The following is an 18,059-nucleotide window of genomic DNA, read 5'->3' as shown; positions in this document are numbered from 1 at the left end:
CCAACCAGGCAGCGACCGAACAAGTGAACCTGAAACCACGTCAACCCGCCATGACCAGCTAGTCAGCCACTCCCGCACAGCGGGGGAACTTCAGATCGAGGCGTGCTTCGTCTCTCAGCGCAGCCCGGGTGACCTGTATCTGTTCAAGGGCAGCGAAGTCGCCGAGGTGGACTCCGGGGGCGACAAGCTGCGCTGGGGCCCGACCAGCATCGCCGAATGGCGGCCCGCGTACCCGTTCGACAGCAACATCAACGCGTGCTTCGTGGACCTGCGCAGTCCGGGAGACCTGTACATGTTCAGGGGCAAGTACGTATGCCTTGTGGACGCGGACGGGGACGGGGTTCGCAAGGGGCGTCAGACGGTGGCCAGCTGGCGGTCGCAGTACCTGTTCTGAGCGAGGCGTGATCGCTCGGCCGCGTTGATGCCAGGGCCTGTCCGGCGGGTCTCACGCGCAACCCATCGGACAAGCCCTGGAGGTCGGTCTACGCGTTTTCGGAGCAGTCGGAGTCGTTGAGGGCCCGTTCGATCTGCTGGTTCGCGTGGTGCTGGTTGCGGCGGATTGCCTTGGCGTAGAAGCGGAACAGTACGGCGATGCTGTGGCCGGCGCGGCGGGCGACCTCGGCCGGGGAGACCCCCGACTCCAGCCACAGGGAGACGCCGGCGGCCCGGAGGCCGTAGGGCACCTTTGCGAGAGGAGTCTTGATTTCGTGCGGGGTGAGGACGGCGAGGCGAGCGGCCTTCCAGATGTCGCCGTACTCCTTGCTGAGCAGGCTGCCGCCAAGGGCCGCTCGGAAGAGTCGGCCGTCCTCGGCCGTGCCGAACTCCGCGATGTGGGCGCGGATCAGACGGACCAGGACGGGCGGGATCGGTACCTCGCGGGTGGCCTTCCGGGCGCGCTTCTTGAGGCCCCGGGAGTCGTAGGACTCCCCCGAATCGGTCCAGCCGGATCCGACGCGCGGGGAACTGGACGAGAGAACGACTTGGCCCCAGCCTTCCTCGGGCAGGGTGAAGTCCGATTCGCGCAGGCTCACGGCTTCGCCGGGGCGGGTGGCCGCGTAGTAGAGGCACCCGAAGAACGCCTTGAGGTGGCGGCCGCGGTCTCCCCGCTCGCCCATGGCGTTGATGAGCCTGCGGGCCAGGGCCGGGCCGGGGACGTATCGGAAGTCGATCTCGTCGTCCGTCTCGGGTGCCGTCCAGTCCACCTTGGTCAGGGGCAGGGAGGACAGGCGGTTCAGCTCGACGGCGTAGCGCAGGCAGTTGCTGAACACGGGCACCTTGCGGTTCACCGTGTTGTCCGCCGCAGCAGTCCCGTCCATCTTGCGGGCCAGCGCGTCCAGGGCGGACCGTACGACCGTCGGTGTGTTCAGGGCCGAGATGTCCACGGACTTCCGGCCGATCCAGTCGAGGGCCGCCACGATGGCTTCGGGTGCTTCCTCGGCATCGATGCGGGCCACGAGTTCGCCGTCCTGGTCGAGGACGAGGCGGAAGGCCCAGGAGTAGAGGGCGGTCCGCAGAACCCGGGGAGCGGGGGCGCCGCGGTTGTCCTTCACCAGGCGCGGGGTGACCGTGGCGAGGGCGTCCGCGATGCTCGCGCGGTGCTTGGCCGAGGCGTTCGGCCACTTCATCGCCACGTACTCCCGGGCGTGTGCGAACCAGGTGGGGGACTGGGCCGCCTGCACCTCCGAGGCCGGCAGGCCGGTCTCGGTGTCGAACTGTTCGCGCTTGCGGAGCGCGGCCAGCAGCTCGGAGCGTCGGCCGTCCGCCTGAGCCTTGATCTTGTAGCTCTTCGAGAACGGCTGAATGCCGACCCGCCAGCGGAGTTGGTAGGCCGCAGCGCGGTCGGGGCGCTTGCGGATGCCCCAGATCTGTACGTCGTACGTCAGCACGCGGGCACCTCGCAGCCTTCGAACCACGCGTCGAGGTCGGCCCGGCGGATGCGGATCTGCCCGTTGGGGAGCTTGAGGCAGCGGGGCGCATTCCCGCGAGCGCGGAGCCGGTAGAAGGCGGCCCGAGACATGCGCAGCTCGGCCAGTGCTTCGACCATGGTCAGCATGCGGGTGGTCGGTGCGGCGGTCACTGCCAGACCTCCCCTTCGGTCTTGGCCCGTTCCTTGTCGGCACGGGTCTGGTTGATGTCGTGGCGGGTCTGGGCGGCGAGGAGTTCTTCGCCGGGGCGGTAGCCGGAGGCGAGGTAGGCCCAGGAGGACTCGGTGACGAGCACGGTGTCCGGGCCGGGCGCGGGGTGGCCGGCGCGGGCACGGGCGGCATCGGCCTGGGCGAGGCGCCAGGCGCGGCGGACGTCGCGGAGGGCTCCGAGGGTGGTGGAGTAGGCGCGGGACTTGGTGGAGAAGTGGCCGCGGAAGCCGAGCATGTGGGCCCACTTGCAGAGCTTGAGGTCTGCGAATTCAGGCAGGCCGCCGAGGTCCCAGGCGGTGCGGATCATCTGCCGGACGTGCCGGTGCACGGGCAGGTCCCGCAAGGGTTCGGCCTGACGGGTGCCTTCGCAGTCGGGGCAGAGATCCTTGACCCGGCCCCCGACAGTCCCCCGACCGGAACAGGTCCGGCAGACCAAGGAGCGGTCCACGGTGCCGGATTCCTCGGCGCTCTTGGTGGCGTACTTGGCGACGTACCCAGCCACGGCCGCGTCGGTGAGTTCGCCGTCCCCCAGCGCGGTGATCTCCCGTACGTCGAGCATGGCGCCCCAGCGGATCTCGTGGTCTCCGACGGTGTCGGAGGTGACGGTGAGGGCGGTGCGGGGTACGGCGGTGCGGATGGCGTGGGTGAGGTCGTCCACGGTCGCCCAGGGTGGCGGGGCGCTGGTGTGGCCGTCGGGCCCGTCGATGCGGACGACGGCGTGGAAGTGGACCAGGCCGCGCTTTTGGTACTCAGCGACCTTGGCGAAGGAGACCCGCAGGGCGGCCTTCATCTCCTTCTGGGTGATGCCGAAGTGGGCGGCCAGGGCCCGGCGGAGGTTGAGCGTGAAGCGTGCCCAGAGGGCTCCGGCGTGGGCGTTCCAGAGCACGGCGCCGGTGTAGTCGTACGTCTTGGGGGCCAGGGGCGTGCCGAGTTCGGGGGCGTCCTCCGGGTGGTGGTTGCCGCAGCGGCAGGCGCGGGGCTTGCCGTCCTTGTTGGTGGGGCGGTTGTGGACGGGGCCGAAGGAGGGGGCGGTGAGGGTGAGGAAGACGCGGGGGTGCGTGCGGACGGATTCGGGGACGTCCTTGCCGCCGCAGAGTCCGGCGCGGACGAGGTGGAAGGTGTCGGCGGCGTAGGTGCGGGAGCAGGCGGGGCAGCGGGAGGCGCGGCGGTTTCCGCAGGTGGTCAGGAGGCGCCCGGTGGATTCGTGGTCGGTCGAGTACGAGCGGATCGTTTCGCCGGTGGTGGCGTTGCGGGTGTGGGTGTGGCCGACGAGGTTGACGGGGCGGGTGCAGCCGCGCAGGCGGGTGATCTGATCGCGGGCGCGGTCGAAGTCTTCGAGGTTGGCCAGTTCGATCAGGTCCCGGACAGCGGGGCTGATCACGTGCCGCAGGTCGAGGTTGCGGGGCATCGGCAGGAGGATCCTTTCCGCTGGTGGAGGGGGCCCCGGGCAGCACCACAAGATGGGTGTGGTGCTGCCCGAGGGCATGGAGGACCAGGCCCAGGGGCCAGGAGGGGAGAGACGGAAGGCCGGCGGAGGGTGGGTCAGGCCGTCAGCGCGGCATGTGCGGCGGTGGCCAGCGGGAGGCCAACGCCGAGACGAGCCTTGAGCTGGGGCACGGTGATCGCCTGACCGTGTGCCGTGTGGTGGGCATCGGCGATCTCACGGGCGGCGTCCAACAGGGCCGGAGGCACCTGGACCACCGGAGCCGGAGCAGGAGCAAGAGCCGCCGGGGCGAGGGCCGGGGGTGCCGCTGGTTCAGAGACCGGCTCCGGGGCGGGGTCAGGCTCCGGGGCGGGCTCGGGCGTGGCTTCGGCCGTGATGTCCTGCGGCACCGGTTCCGGGGTGGGCTCGGGGGCCGGAGCCGGGAGCACAGCCGAGACCGGTACGGGGGCCGGGATGGCGACGGCGTGGAAGTGGCGCAGGAGGGCGGGGCCGACAGCGCCCCAGCCGAGGAGGAGCAGGGGAGCCACAGCGTCCACGCAGGCGCGGCCGTAGTGCCCGGCGATGATCGGTTCGGCGACGTTGAGAGCGAGGGTGAAGAAGCCGGAGGCGTGCATCAGGCGCGTTGCCGCGGTGAGGTCTTCGGCGGGTACGCCGCGCAGGGAGAGGTAGCGCAGGGCGACGAGGAGGCCGAGGACGGACAGGTCCACCATCGGGGCGATCAGGGGTGCGATCGGGTCGGGGATGCCCAGGCGCAGGGCCAGGCTCCAGACGTTGCCGAAGGAGAACACAAAGGCCAGCAGGGCGATGACCGCCATGACCACGGTCACGGTGCGCTGTGTCATCCGGTCTTCTGACATGAGGGTTTTCACCTCCTTTCAAGGGGAGTTGGAGCCGGTGGCAGTGGTCAGTTATTGACGCCACGGCCGGGCAGGCGGGTGATATGGCGGCCGAGGGAGAACGCCAGGACTCGGCGTTCGTGGATATCGGCGAGGGGGTAGACGGCGGTAGCGATTCGTATGGCCCTATCGATGTCTTCGCGAGCGATGCACGAGCGAACGGCGTCGATGTAGATGGCGATGTTGTTGCCCATGTCAGGCCGCCATCAGTTCCGGGCCGTCCTCGTCGTCGCCGTGCTGGGCGAGGTCTTCGACTGTGCGGCCGGTGAGGGTTTCCAGGAGCTTGAAGGGGTCGCGTACCAGGTGCGCGGTCTTGGCGGCGATGTCACCGGCGTATTCGTCGGGGACGTAGGGGGTGCGGATACGGACGAAGCCGGGACGCCCCTGCGCGGACATGACCGCCACGCCGACATAGGCGGGATCCTGGAGGTTGATGGGGTTGGCGTCGGGCCACTGGCGGATGTCCTCGCCGAGGGCGGCCACCGCGGCTTCGGCGGTCTTCTGCGCGAAGGACAGACCGACGGGGCACACGTCCCGGATGAAGGTGGGGATCGCATCCCCGGTGGTCTTCTGCGTGGTGAGGATCGTCAGGATGCCGAACGCGCGGCCCTTCTTGACGAGGTCTTCCGCCAGCCGGGCGTTCTCCGCAGCGAGGGCGGCCAGGCGCTTGGTCGCGGGGTCGGATCCCTTGTGGTCGCGGAAGTAGGTGTGGGCCTCGTCAATGTTGACGACGATCAGCGGCCACTTCTGCGAGGGGCCGACGTGCCACATGTTCTTCACGCCCAGGACGCTGGTCATGCACGCCGAGCGGGCACGGCGCAGCTGAACGAGACGCTTAAGCTGCTTGTTCGCCGACTCAAGGTCGTCACCGGCGAAGGCGAACATGCGCTGGACGAGTTCGGCGTAGTCGCCTTCCCGGGCATGGGTCACCTTGCCGTCGAGGGTGACGAACTGGATGGCCGGCGAGGGCGCCCAGTCGCAGATGAGCCGGTGGGTCAGAGAGGTCTTCCCGAAGCCGGGCAGGCCGCCGACCGTGACCCCGGGCACGTCCTTGAGTGAGACCGACACGGGCATGCCGAACTCATCCACGCCCAGTTCCCACCGGGCAAGTTCCTTCGGCGGGCGGCCGGTGGGTACGTGTTCAGTCCCGGTGATCAGCGGGTCCACGCGGACGCCACGGATCAGAACCTGTCCCGGCTTGTCCCCGGGCAGGGCGGAGACACGGGTCATGCCCCAGGCGTCCGCGAGGTAGGGGGCCGCCTTCTGGAACTCGACCAGGCTCACCTTCGGCAGGCAGTTCGCCCACGCCATCACACCGAACTCGTCCGGCGTGACCTTCAGCGCCGGGGTCAGCACCCGGGGCTTGTGCTGCTTGGTGCCGTCCGTGTTCGCGAGTTCGGCCATAAGGGTGGGCATCTTGTCCGTGACGGACAGTCCGGCCATCTGCGCCAGGCGCCTCCAGCCCCGGCGAATACGCACCGCCTGCCGGATACTGACCCGCATCATCGGGGACGCCTTGAGGTAGCGGACCACCCACACCACGGTCCACAGGGCGATCAGCCCGAGCCCGAGCCCCATCACGGCGCTGAGCCAGCGTGAGGCTTCGTTCATTTCTTCCATCAGTAACTTCCTTCAGCAGAGACGGGATTCCTGCGGGGCGGGGAGATCCCGCCTGGACCACAACGGCGGCCACCAACGCCACGGGGAGCGGGGGAAGCGGTAGCCGCCGTTGCGGTCGGGTCGGTTCACGCGGCGATGTTCTCCGGGATCGCCGGGGCGTCGGCCAGCGTCAGGGCCTCGCAGCGGTAGGCCACGCCGTCCTGGAGCTGGTCGTTGAAGATCCGCGCCCACGGGGTCGCGAAGAGGTTGACCGGACGGACGAACCGGCCCGGGTGCAGACCGTTCGGCAGACCCGAGCGCGGGACGGTCACCTTCATCGTCTCGGCGCGCTCGTCCTCCATCAGGAAGAGCGTCAGCGTGAACAGCGGCTCACCGGTCTCCCGGTCCACCGCACGCTCGCCGGTCTCCTGGTTCTTCCACTTCGGCACCGGCGGCGTACCGGTCATGACGTTCGTGGTGTCGAGCACGTGCACGCGGAGAGTGGTCCTGGCCATGGGTGATCAAACCTTTCGTCGTGGCCGCTGAGGTGCGGCGCTGAAACCATTGATGCATAGCACTGCTAGCAGTGTCAAGTGCGTCTGATGGGTTGGATGTGCAGATGGGGGTCGATGGGGCCAGGAGTGGTGCCGGAAATGTCAGTCCGGTGTGCTAGGCGTGCTAGAGGTGGCTACCCTGGAGGCATGACCCCTGCCCGCACTGCCAAGCCCGATCGTCGGCCGCCGTATCAGCACGCAGCCGACGAGCTCCGGCGCGAGATCAAGGCAGGCCGGTTCAAGCCGGGCGAACAGCTCCCCTCGTATCGCGAGCTGCAAGACCGCTTCGGCATCGCGAGCATGACCGCCCGCAGCGCCGTGAACGTCCTGCGTGATGAGGGACTCGTCTACACCGTCCAGGGGCGCGGCAGTTTCGTTGCCGACGCTCCGGAACTGGCCCACGACATCCCCGCCGACTACGAGGCCCCCGCTTGGTACCTGGCATCCAAGCGAAGCGAGGCCCCGGTAGGGGTTCCCAGCGGTGAGGTGATTCCCACCGAGGCCCTTACCGAGATCCTTCGGTCGCTGAGGGACGAGATCCGCGCGCTGAGTGCGGACCATCAGCAGCTAAAGCGGGAAGTCGCCGAACTCAAGGCCGAGCGGCAGGCTGCGGAGCGGGAATAGCGGTACGCCGCAGTTCCGCCACGTCGTCGATGAGCACCGCGGCTTCCAGGCGCATCCGCCTGACCGTCGCCAGCATCTCCGCGACCATGGCCTGAGCTGAATCCCCCTGCGTACCCATCGACTTCACATTCCCCCGCTTCGAAATCTGCCCTGCCATGCTGCCCCCGTTCAGCCCGTCATCCTCGCGTGCCTGCACCACCGATCGTTCAGGCGGGCCGTTCATCCGCCCTTGGCTCAATGGGCCATGAAGCGGCGCTGCGCCGCTAGATGAGTGCCCGTCAGGCGGGATGAGCTCAGAAGATACATCCCGGAATCCCGCCCCCCGGGTGGTCGTGCAAGTGCCCCGTACCGCCTGGCGGGCCGCCGAGAAGGGTGCGACGCCACCGGTATCGCTGCATGCCATCGGTCCCACCTCCACACGGTCGTGCGCAGCCCTGATCCAAGACTCCGGAGAATCCGTGAATTCGGAAATCACGGATCGCGTGCTAAGCGTCGCCCACGTTTCGGCGGGTGAAAAAATCGGCTCCCGTGTGACAGTCGCACCGGTGATATGCATCCCATTCCTCCTCTCCTTCGGGTGCCGGCCGCACGCGGGTCGGTGAGGACAAGGATCCGGAGAATCCCCGGTTGGGCTAACCGGGGATCGTCGGATATATTGCGCGCTGCCATTTGCTGGCCCGGGTGGAAATTCGATGTACTCCACCCCGATAAGTACCCTTTGTGTCGTGCCCTGGGTCACATTCCCCGCCTTCCTGGCGCATGGCCACCGGACGCTCCGGCGCGGGCCACACGCAACCAGCGAAAGCGGACACCCCCTCAGAGCGCCCATCGCCAACCCCTCCCCAAGACCTGTGGACAACTTCGCCGCCCATCAGACACGGCGCAGCCTGTGGATAAAGTCCGGCGATCCCGCGAACGGACCAGGTCAAGGCAGGGTGAAACGGAGAGTTACGGCGAAAGCGTGCCAGACATGCCAAAACAGCCCATCACCTACCGGCCGAAGCGGCCGAAGGGATGAGCTGTCCAAAGTTTCTTTACTGGATCAAGGCGGCCCGCTGGCGCGGGCCGCGCGGCGCGGCGGCCCCAGGCCGCCGCTGGCTCCATGTCTCCGCCACCGCCCGCGACGGCCCCCGCCCACTCGCGCCGCAAAAGCCCGAGAAGCGGTCGAGCCAGACCCCGGAAGAACCCCGACCCGCTACCCCACGGCAAGCACGGCCAACAGGAACGGGACGCACCCCAAGCCCGCACAGGTCACCGTGGATCGCCGCTAAACCAGCAGTGGCCGGGGCGGCCGGCCTCCACGGCTTTACCCACCTGTTCGGCTCGGGGCCCGCGTCGGGCAAGTCCAGGGGGCCACTCGTTCAAATTCCGGGCAGGATCAAAGCCTGCCCGAGTTGCCGGACAGCGTACGGCCCCCTGAACATGCCCGACCCCAACCCGAACAGGACACCGGCCAAAGCCGCTCCGGCCGACCGCGATGCCAGGTGCGGCAGTCATCGTCAAACGCCAAAGACGGGACGGGAGTTGACGCACGCGAGCCCCAGCGCGGAGGGGGTGCGCTGGGGCTCGTGCAGGAGGCGCCGATCAGTCGGTCGGATGGGCGGGGGACGGGACTGGAGGACGGACCCCCGTCAGGTGTTCCGCGCGTCGGCGCAAGAGCGGCGCCAGCTCGACGTACCAGCCGCGCCCCACGGCCTGAAGCATCTCGGCGAGGGCGATCTGTTCGCCGATCCGGCCGGCGGGCGTGTCGAGTACGTGGGCGAACTCGGCACGGATGCGGTCGGCGACGGCGGGGACGCGGAGGCTGTTGACGTAGAGCATCGCCGGGTCGTAGCCGACGGGGACGGCGCCCCACCGCTCCCAGTCCAGGATGACGAGCGGGTCATGGGTGAGGTTGGCCCACTGAAGGTCTGCGTGTCCGGTGACCCGTTCGGTGATGGCCGGGGCGGGGATCCCCAGGAACTCGGGGAACACCCGGTCAGCCCAGGACTGGCGGATGACCTCGCGGGGCGGTTCGGCGGCGCTGAGGGCGTCCAGACTCTCCCGCAGGGTCGTCCACCAGGAGTCCGGCAGCCCCGGATCCTCGGTGAGGTCGGGAGTTTCCGGCGAGATGACGGGCTGGGCGATGTAGTCGATCAGTTCCGCTTCGAAGACGTACTCGCCGCCGTCCCAGCGGTACAGGTCGTGGAGGTGAGGGCGGGAGACCTTGTCGGACACCCGTTCCTCGGCGAGGGCGATCCCCTCGTTCCGGGTGGCGGGGGTCTTGGCTGCCTCGCCGCAGTGGACTCGGAGCCAGTGGCCGCCCCCGGTGCGACTGCCGATGGTGCGGCCGAGCCAGCCCCAGGCAGGCGGCCCCGTCGTCGTGGCGGCGAGGTGGGCAGCGGCGTGGGCCAGGGCGTCCTCCATGCGTGCCCTGGTGGTCTCATCCTTGGGCGAGTACATCGGTGACCTTCCTGAGGTGGCCCGGATCGAGCGGGGCGGCAACGGTGGCCTTTGCGGCGGCCCAATGAGGGGCGGTGCCAGCAGACAGCAGTACCACGTCCAGGCTCGGGCAGGAGGCCGCAGCGAGGAGACAGGCGGTGCCCGGCGAGGCCCCCGGGCGGATGAACTCGGCGAGTTCGGGCGTGACGAGGCCGGGCAGTTCGCCGCCGTGCAGAGGCGAGGAGCCGAAGGTGATCAGGCCCGCCGCACGGGCCAGGACGAGAGGGCCCCGGCCGTCGAGGGCGAGGGCGATCGGCCTTGCCATGACGAGGCTGACCGGCTGTTGGACGGCCCGGAGGTGATGTTCACCCGAACCAGCGGCTTCGATGGCCAGGCTCAGGAGTTCGGACACGGAGAAGGCGTCGTGGAGGAACCCCGACCAGGTGGCCACGCCGTATCCGCCGATCCTTCCTGCGGCAGCGAACTCCTCCAGCACCGCGAACACACCACGAAGCGCCGGATGAAGCTCCGAGTGACAGAGGCCGGCGTGCTCCGGGTTGTGTACGAACACGAGGTCGATCCGGCCGAGAGCGGCCAGGGACCTTTCCGTCTGCCAGCGGACGAAGCCGGGGTCGAGGCTGTGTCCAGCCCGTACCTGGGCGGCAGTGAGGAGCCCGGCTCGAAGAGCAGCCGCGCCTTCATCCGGGCCGAAGAAGCCTGTCTTCGTCGCCACCATGGCGCGCGGATGGTCGGCGATGACGGGGCCGAGCGCCTGGTGGGCGCTGCCGTAGTTGGGGGCGGTGTCGATCCACACGAGCCCGTCGCCGCACGCGGTTCGAGCCGCCGGTTCAACGGCGCGCACCCGGTACGTTCCCAGTCCCAGGGAAGCGGTCACGAGGAGCCCCCGACCACGGCGACGGCCTGACCGGCAACGAGCGCGGAGACGACCTCCGCCACCTGGGCGAGGGTGAGATCGGACTCGGCGGCCAGGTCCGCGAGGGTGGCCGGCGGACCACCCGCAAGGAGGCGGAGGACCGGTGCGACGGGGAGAGCGAAGGTCCACTCCTTCCCCGCCCCGACGAAGGTCACGGCCTGGTCGTCCTGGTCGATCCGGGCACGCGGCACCGTGGCCTGCACCGTGATGCCCGGTTCGGCGGGCACGGCGGTGAGGTGTGGCAGTGACAGGCGCGGGCGCCCGGGGTGCGTCGCGTCCAGAGACCTTTCCCAGCGGTCCAGAACCGCAGGGTCGTCCAAGGCGGCCAACACCTCCTTCCGTACGGCAGCCAGGTAGTCCGCCCGCTCCTCCGAGGTGCCGAAACGCGGTACGTCTGCCCGGACGGTCGCGCTCGCTCGGAGGTCATCGCACAGCCAGCCCAAGAACTCGGCGCCAGTCTGCGTGGCGAGCCCGAACGTGAGGTGGAGTGAAGCGGTGCCCTGGTCGGCGCTCACGGCGTGCCACCAACCGCGCGGCAGATAGAGCACGTCGCCGGGCGTCAGGACGATGTCCGCGATCGGGTCGCCCGTCGGGGTCTCGGGTGCTTCCACGTCGCGCCAGGCGGGGGCCTGGCGGGTGGGGCCGTAGATCTTCCACCGCTTGGAGCCTTCGAGCTGGAGTACCACCACGTCGTGGTCGTCCCAGTGGGTGCCGAAGCCTTCCTCGGCGGTCCACGAGGCGTACGCGTTGACCTGCACGGGGGTGCGGAAGAACCGTTCGAGGCCGGCCGCAGCTTCCCGGACGGGCGGGTGGATCTGGTCGATCGCGTCGATGACCAGGGACGCGCCCTCAGCGAGCCGGGCGTGGAACTCGGCAGGCTGGGGCTGGTACCAGGACACCCCGCGTCGGTTCGTACGGAGGATGGAGTATGCCGTGGCGGGGACGGCTTCCCCGGCGCGGGAGAGCCGCATCCGAGGCGGTTCGAGCCGGTGAGCGGCCACGATCTCGTTGAGGTCGTCCCAGGTCAGCGGTGCGGGAAAGCTGGTGCCGTTGGAGCGGATCACTGTGTGGGCACGGAAGCACGTCTGGGCGAGGAACGTGTCCCCGCCCAGACGCTCCGCCCACGATGCGGAATCAATCACCGTGGGTCTCCTCGGTCGATCAGGTGTCGTTCATGTCCGACTTGCCGCCCGTGTTGTCCGAGGCTTCCTCGGCACGCGAGCGGGCCGCGGCGATGCGGCGGACACCGATCAGCAGACCGCTGTTCTGCTCGGTGGGAGCGTTCTCGTTCATCCCGTACTCCTTCCTGACTTGATGGGCCCCACCGGGGTTCCGGCGAGGGATCTTGCGGGTGGTGCATCCGCCCCGGGATGTGCTCAGGAAGTTCAGGGCGGAGATCTGTGGGTCAGCGGCCGGGATCCCCGGCGAGGGCCAGGGCGACCACCAGGACGCTGACGACGGCGACGTACAGGAGGACGGCGAGCTGTTGGCGCCAGCCCCAGGGGTCGCGCATTCTCAGTCGGGCTTGAGGTAAGGCGTCCACTACGCGGCCCCCGGCTTGACCGCCACCGGGCGCAGGGCACGGGCGGATACCGGCTGGCCGCCGCAGCGCGGGCACTCGCACGGCGGGTAGCTGCTGGGGTTCGAGAGGATGTCGAACGGGTCGCCTTGCAGCACCCGCGTGCTCGGCGACCACGTCCGGCCCGAGTCCCGTGACACCCGCAGGCTCATCAGGACGCGGGGTTCGGTGCCCAGGTCCGAGGTCGCCCGGAGGGCCGTTCGCTGTGAGTCAGGAGTGCCACCGTGTGTCTCCAAGGCGGTCGTCCTCTGTCGCTTCGCCATGTGCAGAAGCTTCGCCAGCGGGGGCGGTGGCCAGAAAGGTCCAGCGGATTACCCAACTTGGGTAACATCACGTTCGGTTGAGACCTTGAAGCGATCCGTAGTCTCCCTCCGGAGCGTGTCCGATGCCCGAGCCACGTCGCACGAAGGAACTCCCGCCCAGCCTGCTGACCGATCCCCAGATGATCGACGCCTGCCGGGTCCGCGACTTCACGCGGGTGTTCCGGCTGGTCAAGACGAGGGCGGGTATCTACCCATCGATGATCGCCCGGCAGTGCGAGCTGACCCCGAGCCGCGTCGGCGAAGTCATCGCTGGCCGGCGGCAGCTACTCCACATGGATGTGATCGAGCGGATCGCGGACGGCCTGCGCATCCCCGGCCACATGCTCGGGCTCGCCCGACGCGGGTGGGAGACGCCGCCCGCCTTGATCGTGGCCCAGCGGGAACCGCCCGAGGCCGTCAGCGACAGCGCAGGGCCGAAGCCGCTCAGTGCTTTGCCGGGCGTGGAAGTGGACAGCATCCTGGCACTGGCCGCCGGGACGAATCCCAGCCCGTCCACGCTGCACGCCTTACGCTCCTCGATCGAGGACTACTGGCGCCGGGACGACGAGCACGGGGGCGAAACCCTGAGACCGGCCGTCGTCGGCCAGCTGCGATACGTCGAGGGATTGCTGAAGGATCAGCGGCCGACGCCGATACAGAACGGCCTGTACGGCATCGCGGCGGAGCTGGCGCGGCTGACCGGATGGACGTACTTCGACGCCCGGCAGTACCACCAGGCCCGCACGTACTTCTCGGAAGCTCTGCAACTGGCCAGGGAGATTGACGACCATCCCTTCATGGCCAACGTGCTGGCCTGCATGAGCCTTCAAGCGACCTACCAGGACAAGCCGGCGGACGCGCTGGCACTGGTGTCCGCTGCCCAGGACCAGGCCCGAGCGGCCATCGGCACGACGCCGAGAGTCCGGGCCATGCTGGCCATGCGCGAGGCGTTCGCCCACGCGACCTTGGGCGATCGGACCGCGACCCACACCGCGATCTCCGAGGCCCACAGCCAGTTCGGCCGGATCAAGGCGGACGACCCGGACCCAGCATGGGTGACCTACTTCGATGAGCCGAAACTCATCGTGGACACCGGCATCGCACACGGCCGACTCGGCGAGGCAGCGATCGCCGAGCCGCTGATCGCGGATGCCCTGGAGCGGGAGGACCCGGCGAACCAGCGGGGCCGGGCCTTCCATGCCTTCTGGTTGGCTCGTACCCAGCTCCAACGGGGCAAGCTCGACCAGGCGTGCCACACGGCGATAGAGGCGCTGGTGCCTGCCGCAGCGGTGTCGTCCGAGCGGGTGGCCGGGCACCTCCGCGAGTTCTACGAGCAGCTTGCGCCCTATCGCGAGGTGCCGGCCGCGGTTGCCTTCGAGGCACGTCTACGGGCGGTGCTTCCCGCTCCGGGTCAGCGCACGCCTTCGTCCATCAGGACGTAGAGGAGGCCGACGAGGGAGCCGCTGCTGACGATCTCGCGGCGGTCGATCATGCCCCGGATGCTCGCCAGCGGGATCCACTCGATCCGGTCCGACTCGTTCTTCTCGGTCGGCGGCCCGTCGTACGTGGCGCCGTCGGCGCGGAACAGGTGGTGCTGGGAGTCGGTGATGCCGTTCGCCGGTTCGGCGTAGACGAGGGGCTTCATCGGGCCGGGTCGCCAGCCAGTCTCTTCGAGGACTTCGCGGGCAGCAGCCTCGCCCGGGGTCTCGTCCGCCTCGACCAGACCCATGGGCAGTTCCCAGGCCCAGGCGTCCGTGATGAACCGGTGGCGCCACATCATCAGGACCTCTTGGCGATCGTTGATGACGGCGGCCACGGCCAGGTGGCGGAGCTTGACGACGTGGTGTTCCCAGCGGTGTCCGTCCGGCGTCTCAACGTCGGTGAGCCAGAGGTTCACCCACTTGTTCTCGTAGATCGGACGCTCCCCGTGGATCTTCCACTGCATTGCTGCGGCCCCTCTCGATCGGCCTCCAGCATCGCAGAGCTAGGCGGAACTACAGCCAGGTTCGGGCAAATTCACGTCACAGTGACGAATACGGCGGGGCCTCGGACGCCTGCCCTGATCCGACGGGGTCGGGGTGGTCGTGGCAGGAACGTGAACAGCAGCGACTTGCGGCGCAGCGTGTTCGCGGCGAGCCGGAGGCGGTGATCTCGCTGAGGTTCTTGCTGGTGCGGCGCCTACCGGCTGATAGTGGCAAAGGAGTGATCAGAGGTAACGGCCGGGATCGGTGATCGTTGATGTCCGGCGCGGGTCGACGTTGCACATTCCAACTTGACCTTGCATCTGAGGCTGCATGGGTCCATTGGATCTTGCATGGGGCTGTTGTCGCACAACATCGGAACGTGTCGTGCGACAGGGGCGGCGAGGGGGGACGCTCGCCGCTAGCTCGGCTGAACGGATGGCAGCGAGAAGCTGGAGGGTGTCGTGCGTCGCGGGGCATCCCGCAGCTCGTACGGTGGGGGCAAGCGAGGCCGGTGGGTCGCGGGTTCGAATCCCGTGCCATTCCTCGGAGTGGCTAGCTCAGTTGGCAGAGCAACCGGTCTCGCCCCTCAAACCAAGGCACGCTGACAACGGACATCGCCGACCGCGACGCTCTCGCGTCGTCCGGCTGTGGTTCCGTATGGCGGAGCAATGGGGGCTTGGACTGCAGTCGGCGAAGATGCAAGGTCAGGCTGAGCAGCCGGCCGGGCATGGCTCGGCAAGGGCAGGACTGCTAGGCCATCCTCCGGCGACCACGTGGAAGGGCGTCCTCGTGGACCAGGTGTGGACCGGTAGGAGCGGCGAGGGCCCCCGAGGGCGGGGAACGAGCAGGTCAGGCACGACAGAGACGCTGCCCACAGCACTCTCTTGAAAACCGTCGTGGCGCAAGTCACCGTGGGTTCAAATCCCACACCCACCGCTTGCAGGTCAGAGAAGTAGCAGGTCAGAGGGCGGGTACCCGAATCGGGTGCCCGCCCTCTCTGCTCGTCCTGTCTCACCCTGGAACACCCGTATCCCGATGTTGACCAGGGCGCATGGGCATCTGTGAGCCAGGATCACGACGCTAGGCCCGCGCACTCCTGGCGTCGCGCCGCCGCGCCACGTAGCGGAGCAGGGCCCAGATCGCCGCGGCGTTGACCAGGGCGCTGACCAGCACAGTGCCGTAGAAGCCGAATTCGGACCACATGTCGAGCTTGCTGTCGACGGATGTGTCCGGTGCCACCCAGTCCGCGGGGAGCGGGTCCGACTCCGAGGGGTAGTCCGTGGGCAGCTTCGTGGGCGGCTGAGAGCCGTACTGGGGATGGGGATCCACGGGCGGGGTCGAGTCCAGGGCGTCCGCCGCGGGCCCGAAGGACGTCAGCAGCAAGACGCTGACCGGCGCCGTGGCCAGGATCGGCCAGACTCCGAAGAACCCGATGTCGCCCGTCCGGCTGCCGACCGCAACGTAGACCAGCATCGCGACCACCAGCGCCAGGTATCCACCGGGCACCCACATCTCAGGCTTCGACCAGCGCCGCACCATGACGTTCCCCGTTCCCTTACGCTTCGTTCGACCTGCGCCCAGTCTCGAAGCTGCCGAGGACCGCCACCTGAGTGCGCCTACTCATCCTGCTCAGCCGTGCGTACCTGGTCAGAGCCGTGCGCGGCAAGCATGCGGAGGACACCGCGCAACGTATCCCCCATGTCCGGCACAGGGGCGCGGCCGTTGCGCCACCGCTTCCGGGACGGTCCCGGATCCCGAAGTGCAGCGCATCCCCTGAGCTGGGGTGATGCGAGGACCACGAGAACCCAAGAGGAACGGTCGGGGCCACTTTCGTGCCCGGGGATCCCGGTCGGGGGAGGGCGCGCGGTGCAATTCTCGGGTTGCCGGTGGGCCGGCGGTGTGCGGGGTGGTGACCCCGGGCCGGGCCCGGTGCCGGGCGGCCAGGGAAGCCCGTCCCGCAGGGGGTGTGAGACGGGAGGAAAGGCCGGATTGGGCCTTCTGAGTGGTGTTAGTCAGAAGATCGGCGCGTGTGATGAGCGCAGTGCGGTTGCCCCCACATCATGACGAATGTATTCAGATCCGCCCGTCGGAACATCGCGAATCGAGGCACTCAGTCATGGCTCACCGCAACGCCCTCACGTCGATCTGGACCTCCGTCCTCGCCGCCCTTGTGGCGGTCCTCTCCGTCCTCGGCTTCGGCGGCAAGGTGGCCCGGGCCGCTGCCCCCGCCGCCGGCGGTTCCGCGGCCACCGCCGCCACCCCGGTCCGCCGGCCGGCCGTCTCGGCCCCGCGGAGCTGGCGGCAGATGATGCGGGGCGGTTCGCTGCCGCCGACCCTGAAGCAGCGCATCCGGGCCGAGGCCCACGGCAAGACCCCCGGTGTCCGTCGCTCGACCACCGCCGCAGCCATGGGTGCCGCGCCTGGAACCGCTGCCCGCGCCGTGACGCCCGCTGCGGTACCCGCCCCCCGCGCTTCCCGCACCCCCCGCGCCGCACGTGCCATGGGTGCGGCAGGTGCCCCCGAGACGCTGGCGCTCGCCGCGTAGACCCGTACGGGCAGGCCGGACGAAGCAGGACCGCAGGCAACGGAGCACGGCGCACAGGCCAGAGCGCGACAGTGCAGGCCAGAGCGCGAGCGCAGGCACAGCAGAACCGAAGGCAAAGCGGGATCGTCTGCAGAGCAGGGCCGCAGGAGCGGGACCGTGGGAGCAGGAACGCAGGCAGGCGCTGGAGCCCGGTCGGTCATGACCGTGGATCGCGCCGCGTAGCGCCCCGGCAGCGGGGCGCGGATGGATCACCCCGGCGTGCGCCGGGGAGCGTGCAGGGGGCGTAAAGCCTGGCACGGCAGGGCTGCAGGCCCGGGAGACGGTGGGGTTCCCGGACGGCGCGGCCCTTTTCGGCATGCCGGGGAGCGGCGGTCTGGCGGAACGCTTCATCCCTTGTGTGACGCGGGGTGCGGTCGGGTCTGGAGTGCCGATCTGAGGCTTCGGGGGCGTGAATCGGGTTTATCCGATGTTGGTCATACTTGAGGGGGAATCGGGGACTCCGGTGTGGTTCGCCGGGGATTCGGTGGGCAACTCTGGTCTCGCGACGTCGTCAGCACAACTGAACGACCGAGGCGGTCGGCCAACTGCCCGGAGTGAGTCCCACTTCCGTTTCATGGAGGAATCAAGACATGGCAAGCATCCGTACCGCCCGCGTCATCGCCGCTGCCGCCGCCCTGCCCCTCGCCGTCGCGCTCTTCGGCGGGGTGGCCTCGGCCGACAACGGCTCCTTCGCGAACGACGGATCGAATGCGAGCGTCGCGGACATCATCGGCAGCGGCGTGGGCGGTGACAACAACGGCAACTCGTCCACCTCGCAGCAGGTGGCCACCGGCTCCGGTGCGTCGAACCAGAGCAACTCCGCGCAGGTCAACGGCTCCGCCTTCACGGCGGTCAACCAGGTCAACGCGAACGTGGCGGTCGGCTTCCACCCCTGGTGGTAGCAGCGGCACCAGCCGCTCCGAAACCTGAGGGCGCCCGTGCGACCGGACCGGCTGGGGTCCGGTAGCGCGGGCGTCCTCGCGCGTGCCCCGCTCCCTTCCTTCCCGACCTTGACACCACGGG

Annotated in this window: 18 protein-coding genes; 5 read left to right on the top strand and 13 right to left on the bottom strand. The window is 69.1% G+C overall.

The features are described 5' to 3' along the window. Positions 1-394 (top strand): hypothetical protein (locus ACIPXC_RS30535; protein WP_401624513.1); only part of this gene is annotated, 394 nt, incomplete at its 5' end. Positions 395-482: 88 nt separating this feature from the next. Here the strand turns inward: ACIPXC_RS30535 and ACIPXC_RS30530 are convergent. From ACIPXC_RS30530 to ACIPXC_RS30500, 7 genes are all read right to left on the bottom strand, one after another. Further along, complete coding sequence (locus ACIPXC_RS30530; RefSeq protein ID WP_401444578.1) at positions 483-1,886, bottom strand: tyrosine-type recombinase/integrase; 1,404 nt, start codon at positions 1,884-1,886, stop codon at positions 483-485. Beyond that, positions 1,880-2,053 (bottom strand): AlpA family transcriptional regulator, encoded by a 174-nt coding sequence (locus tag ACIPXC_RS30525; RefSeq protein WP_150261958.1) that lies wholly within the window; start codon positions 2,051-2,053, stop codon positions 1,880-1,882. Before ACIPXC_RS30525 ends, ACIPXC_RS30530 begins: the two co-directional genes overlap by 7 nt. Positions 2,054-2,073: 20 nt before the next feature. Continuing rightward, positions 2,074-3,543 (bottom strand): replication initiator, encoded by a 1,470-nt coding sequence (locus ACIPXC_RS30520; protein WP_401624511.1) that lies wholly within the window; start codon positions 3,541-3,543, stop codon positions 2,074-2,076. A 134-nt stretch (positions 3,544-3,677) separates the two neighbouring features. After that, positions 3,678-4,436, bottom strand: coding sequence for a DUF2637 domain-containing protein (locus ACIPXC_RS30515; protein WP_401444576.1), 759 nt, complete (start codon positions 4,434-4,436; stop codon positions 3,678-3,680). A gap of 47 nt (positions 4,437-4,483) precedes the next feature. Further along, a complete protein-coding gene (locus ACIPXC_RS30510) occupies positions 4,484-4,669 on the bottom strand; it encodes a hypothetical protein (protein ID WP_401444574.1) in 186 nt (61 codons plus the stop codon). A gap of 1 nt (position 4,670) precedes the next feature. Next, positions 4,671-6,095 carry a cell division protein FtsK gene (locus ACIPXC_RS30505; protein WP_401624509.1) on the bottom strand — a complete coding sequence of 475 codons (1,425 nt, stop codon included), beginning with the start codon at positions 6,093-6,095 and terminating at the stop codon, positions 4,671-4,673. 125 nt (positions 6,096-6,220) lie between these two features. Continuing rightward, a complete protein-coding gene (locus tag ACIPXC_RS30500) occupies positions 6,221-6,589 on the bottom strand; it encodes a hypothetical protein (protein ID WP_401444570.1) in 369 nt (122 codons plus the stop codon). A gap of 186 nt (positions 6,590-6,775) precedes the next feature. Between ACIPXC_RS30500 and ACIPXC_RS30495 the strand changes: the two genes are divergently transcribed. After that, complete coding sequence (locus ACIPXC_RS30495; RefSeq protein WP_401444568.1) at positions 6,776-7,252, top strand: GntR family transcriptional regulator; 477 nt, start codon at positions 6,776-6,778, stop codon at positions 7,250-7,252. 1,584 nt (positions 7,253-8,836) lie between these two features. On the opposite strand, the gene ACIPXC_RS30490 is transcribed toward ACIPXC_RS30495, so the two are convergent. The 4 genes from ACIPXC_RS30490 to ACIPXC_RS30475 are packed head-to-tail and all read right to left on the bottom strand — an operon-like array spanning position 8,837 to position 11,900. After that, positions 8,837-9,694: a hypothetical protein gene (locus ACIPXC_RS30490; protein WP_401624507.1), complete on the bottom strand. Its 858-nt coding sequence runs from the start codon at positions 9,692-9,694 to the stop codon at positions 8,837-8,839. Further along, positions 9,675-10,568, bottom strand: a complete 894-nt coding sequence (locus ACIPXC_RS30485; RefSeq protein WP_401624505.1) for an aldo/keto reductase — start codon at positions 10,566-10,568, stop codon at positions 9,675-9,677. Before ACIPXC_RS30485 ends, ACIPXC_RS30490 begins: the two co-directional genes overlap by 20 nt. Continuing rightward, positions 10,565-11,749: a cupin domain-containing protein gene (locus ACIPXC_RS30480; protein ID WP_401444560.1), complete on the bottom strand. Its 1,185-nt coding sequence runs from the start codon at positions 11,747-11,749 to the stop codon at positions 10,565-10,567. Before ACIPXC_RS30480 ends, ACIPXC_RS30485 begins: the two co-directional genes overlap by 4 nt. A 19-nt stretch (positions 11,750-11,768) precedes the next feature. After that, positions 11,769-11,900, bottom strand: coding sequence for a hypothetical protein (locus ACIPXC_RS30475; RefSeq protein WP_008740613.1), 132 nt, complete (start codon positions 11,898-11,900; stop codon positions 11,769-11,771). A gap of 671 nt (positions 11,901-12,571) precedes the next feature. Here ACIPXC_RS30475 and ACIPXC_RS30470 point away from each other — a divergent pair. Next, positions 12,572-13,930, top strand: coding sequence for a hypothetical protein (locus tag ACIPXC_RS30470; protein WP_401444557.1), 1,359 nt, complete (start codon positions 12,572-12,574; stop codon positions 13,928-13,930). Here the strand turns inward: ACIPXC_RS30470 and ACIPXC_RS30465 are convergent. Next, the gene (locus ACIPXC_RS30465) at positions 13,900-14,433 is read right to left on the bottom strand and encodes an NUDIX hydrolase (RefSeq protein ID WP_401444556.1); all 534 of its coding nucleotides are present in this window, start codon (positions 14,431-14,433) and stop codon (positions 13,900-13,902) included. The genes ACIPXC_RS30470 and ACIPXC_RS30465 overlap by 31 nt on opposite strands. A gap of 1,099 nt (positions 14,434-15,532) precedes the next feature. Next, positions 15,533-15,991: an SCO4225 family membrane protein gene (locus tag ACIPXC_RS30460; RefSeq protein WP_401624503.1), complete on the bottom strand. Its 459-nt coding sequence runs from the start codon at positions 15,989-15,991 to the stop codon at positions 15,533-15,535. A gap of 577 nt (positions 15,992-16,568) precedes the next feature. On the opposite strand from ACIPXC_RS30460, the gene ACIPXC_RS30455 reads away from it, so the two are divergent. Both ACIPXC_RS30455 and ACIPXC_RS30450 read left to right on the top strand, forming a co-directional pair. After that, the gene (locus ACIPXC_RS30455; protein WP_401624501.1) at positions 16,569-16,997 is read left to right on the top strand and encodes a DUF6344 domain-containing protein; all 429 of its coding nucleotides are present in this window, start codon (positions 16,569-16,571) and stop codon (positions 16,995-16,997) included. Positions 16,998-17,626: 629 nt separating this feature from the next. Then, on the top strand, positions 17,627-17,938 hold the full coding sequence (locus ACIPXC_RS30450; protein WP_401624499.1) for a hypothetical protein: 312 nt from the start codon (positions 17,627-17,629) through the stop codon (positions 17,936-17,938). Positions 17,939-18,059: the final 121 nt, after the last annotated feature.

Source organism: Streptomyces sp. NPDC090021 (genome assembly GCF_044748225.1).
Taxonomy (GTDB): Bacteria; Actinomycetota; Actinomycetes; order Streptomycetales; family Streptomycetaceae; genus Streptomyces.
The sequence above is the reverse complement of the archived record's forward strand: the minus strand, read 5'-3'. Positions and strand labels throughout refer to the sequence as shown.